The organism is Streptomyces sp. NPDC006012 (genome assembly GCF_042871185.1).
Classification (GTDB): Bacteria; Actinomycetota; Actinomycetes; order Streptomycetales; family Streptomycetaceae; genus Streptomyces.
The window spans coordinates 1-3,978 of the sequence record NZ_JBIAIE010000061.1; the positions used below are offsets into that span (position 1 = coordinate 1).

Here is a 3,978-nt window from a genome sequence, read left to right on the forward strand (position 1 = left end):
CACCGAAGGGAAGCGCCCGGAGGAAAGCCCGAGAGGGTGAGTACGAAGGAAGCGTCCGTTCCTTGAGAACTCAACAGCGTGCCAAAAGTCAACGCCAGATATGTTGATACCCCGTCTCCGGTCGTGATGATCGGGGCGAGGTTCCTTTGAAATAACACAGCGAGGACGCTGTGTGCGAGGGGATTATTCCTCCTCTTGCACCGCTCTCGTGGTGTTGCACCGGATGACCGGTAAACATTCACGGAGAGTTTGATCCTGGCTCAGGACGAACGCTGGCGGCGTGCTTAACACATGCAAGTCGAACGATGAACCACTTCGGTGGGGATTAGTGGCGAACGGGTGAGTAACACGTGGGCAATCTGCCCTTCACTCTGGGACAAGCCCTGGAAACGGGGTCTAATACCGGATATGAGCCTGGGAGGCATCTCCTGGGTTGTAAAGCTCCGGCGGTGAAGGATGAGCCCGCGGCCTATCAGCTTGTTGGTGAGGTAATGGCTCACCAAGGCGACGACGGGTAGCCGGCCTGAGAGGGCGACCGGCCACACTGGGACTGAGACACGGCCCAGACTCCTACGGGAGGCAGCAGTGGGGAATATTGCACAATGGGCGAAAGCCTGATGCAGCGACGCCGCGTGAGGGATGACGGCCTTCGGGTTGTAAACCTCTTTCAGCAGGGAAGAAGCGAGAGTGACGGTACCTGCAGAAGAAGCGCCGGCTAACTACGTGCCAGCAGCCGCGGTAATACGTAGGGCGCAAGCGTTGTCCGGAATTATTGGGCGTAAAGAGCTCGTAGGCGGCTTGTCGCGTCGATTGTGAAAGCCCGGGGCTTAACTCCGGGTCTGCAGTCGATACGGGCTAGCTAGAGTGTGGTAGGGGAGATCGGAATTCCTGGTGTAGCGGTGAAATGCGCAGATATCAGGAGGAACACCGGTGGCGAAGGCGGATCTCTGGGCCATTACTGACGCTGAGGAGCGAAAGCGTGGGGAGCGAACAGGATTAGATACCCTGGTAGTCCACGCCGTAAACGGTGGGAACTAGGTGTTGGCGACATTCCACGTCGTCGGTGCCGCAGCTAACGCATTAAGTTCCCCGCCTGGGGAGTACGGCCGCAAGGCTAAAACTCAAAGGAATTGACGGGGGCCCGCACAAGCGGCGGAGCATGTGGCTTAATTCGACGCAACGCGAAGAACCTTACCAAGGCTTGACATACACCGGAAACGTCTGGAGACAGGCGCCCCCTTGTGGTCGGTGTACAGGTGGTGCATGGCTGTCGTCAGCTCGTGTCGTGAGATGTTGGGTTAAGTCCCGCAACGAGCGCAACCCTTGTCCCGTGTTGCCAGCAGGCCCTTGTGGTGCTGGGGACTCACGGGAGACCGCCGGGGTCAACTCGGAGGAAGGTGGGGACGACGTCAAGTCATCATGCCCCTTATGTCTTGGGCTGCACACGTGCTACAATGGCCGGTACAATGAGCTGCGATACCGTGAGGTGGAGCGAATCTCAAAAAGCCGGTCTCAGTTCGGATTGGGGTCTGCAACTCGACCCCATGAAGTCGGAGTCGCTAGTAATCGCAGATCAGCATTGCTGCGGTGAATACGTTCCCGGGCCTTGTACACACCGCCCGTCACGTCACGAAAGTCGGTAACACCCGAAGCCGGTGGCCCAACCCTTGTGGAGGGAGCTGTCGAAGGTGGGACTGGCGATTGGGACGAAGTCGTAACAAGGTAGCCGTACCGGAAGGTGCGGCTGGATCACCTCCTTTCTAAGGAGCTTCTAGGTCTCTTTCGGGAGATCCAGAGCCACTACGTCGGCGAGTGTTCGACGGTGGTTTGCTCATGGGTGGAACGTTGACTATTCGGCATCATCAGTCGGTTCTGACTGCTAGTACTGCTCTTTGAGTGTGGAACGCGGGTTTGGATCTGCTGTGGGTGTTGGGCACGCTGTTGGGTGTCTGAGGGAATGAGTTTCCTTCAGTGCCGGTCCCGGTGTACTCGGATCTTGTGGTTCGGGGTGACGGGTGGCTGGTCGTTGTTTGAGAACTGCACAGTGGACGCGAGCATCTGTGGCCAAGTTTTTAAGGGCGCACGGTGGATGCCTTGGCACCAGGAACCGATGAAGGACGTGGGAGGCCGCGATAGTCCCCGGGGAGTCGTCAACCAGGCTTTGATCCGGGGGTTTCCGAATGGGGAAACCCGGCAGTCGTCATGGGCTGTCACCCGTACCTGAACTCATAGGGTATGTGGAGGGAACGAGGGGAAGTGAAACATCTCAGTACCCTCAGGAAGAGAAAACAACCGTGATTCCGGGAGTAGTGGCGAGCGAAACTGGATGAGGCTAAACCTTCGGCGTGTGAGACCCGGCAGGGGTTGCGTCGTGGGGGTTGTGGGTTCTTTCTTGATCAGTCTGCCGGCTGGTCGGTGAGTGATAAACCGTTGATGTAGACGAAGGACATGCGAAAGGTCCGGCGTAGAGGGTAAGACCCCCGTAGTTGAAATGTCAGCGGCTTGCTTGAGAGATACCCAAGTAGCACGGGGCCCGAGAAATCCCGTGTGAATCTGGCGGGACCACCCGCTAAGCCTAAATATTCCCTGGTGACCGATAGCGGATAGTACCGTGAGGGAATGGTGAAAAGTACCCCGGGAGGGGAGTGAAATAGTACCTGAAACCGTGTGCCTACAAGCCGTGGGAGCACTTTGGTGTGACTGCGTGCCTTTTGAAGAATGAGCCTGCGAGTTTGCGGTGTGTTGCGAGGTTAACCCGTGTGGGGTAGCCGTAGCGAAAGCGAGTCCTAATAGGGCGTTGAGTAGCATGCTCAAGACCCGAAGCGGAGTGATCTAGCCATGGGCAGGTTGAAGCGGAGGTAAGACTTCGTGGAGGACCGAACCCACCAGGGTTGAAAACCTGGGGGATGACCTGTGGTTAGGGGTGAAAGGCCAATCAAACTCCGTGATAGCTGGTTCTCCCCGAAATGCATTTAGGTGCAGCGTCGTGTGTTTCTTGCCGGAGGTAGAGCACTGGATAGGCGATGGGCCTTACCGGGTTACTGACCTTAGCCAAACTCCGAATGCCGGTAAGTGAGAGCACGGCAGTGAGACTGTGGGGGATAAGCTCCATGGTCGAGAGGGAAACAGCCCAGAGCATCGACTAAGGCCCCTAAGCGTACGCTAAGTGGGAAAGGATGTGGAGTCGCAGAGACAACCAGGAGGTTGGCTTAGAAGCAGCCACCCTTGAAAGAGTGCGTAATAGCTCACTGGTCTAGTGATTCCGCGCCGACAATGTAGCGGGGCTCAAGCGTACCGCCGAAGTCGTGTCATTGCGATATTACTCCTAACGGGGATCGTGATGGGTAGGGGAGCGTCGTGTGCCGGGTGAAGCAGCACTGGAAGGTAGTTGTGGACGGTTCACGAGTGAGAATGCAGGCATGAGTAGCGATTCACACGTGGGAAACGTGTGCGCCGATTGACTAAGGGTTCCTGGGTCAAGCTGATCTGCCCAGGGTAAGTCGGGACCTAAGGCGAGGCCGACAGGCGTAGTCGATGGATAACCGGTTGATATTCCGGTACCCGCTGTGAAGCGTCAAACATCGAGGATCGTGATGCTAAGGCCGTGAAGCCGCCCTGATCTCTTCGGAGTTGAGGGGAGTGGTGGAGCCGCTGAACCGAGCGGTTAGTAGGTGAGTGATGGGGTGACGCAGGAAGGTAGTCCATCCCGGGCGGTGGTTGTCCCGGGGTAAGGGTGTAGGCCGTGCGGTAGGTAAATCCGTCGCATGTGTGGCTGAGACCTGATGCCGAGCCGATTGTGGTGAAGTGGATGATCCTATGCTGTCGAGAAAAGCCTCTAGCGAGTTTTATGGCGGCCCGTACCCTAAACCGACTCAGGTGGTCAGGTAGAGAATACCGAGGCGTTCGGGTGAACTATGGTTAAGGAACTCGGCAAAATGCCCCCGTAACTTCGGGAGAAGGGGGGCCACGTCTGGTGAT

2 rRNA genes (1 of these 2 only partly in view) are annotated in these 3,978 nt (G+C 57.3%); both read left to right on the plus strand.

Annotated features, from left to right (window positions below):
- Positions 1-237 precede the first annotated feature (237 nt).
- Positions 238-1,760, plus strand: a 16S ribosomal RNA gene (locus tag ACFYPJ_RS38970).
- A 302-nt stretch (positions 1,761-2,062) separates the two neighbouring features.
- Positions 2,063-3,978, plus strand: a 23S ribosomal RNA gene (locus ACFYPJ_RS38975) (it continues 1,273 nt past the right edge of the window).
- The 16S and 23S rRNA genes sit together here, the layout of an rRNA operon.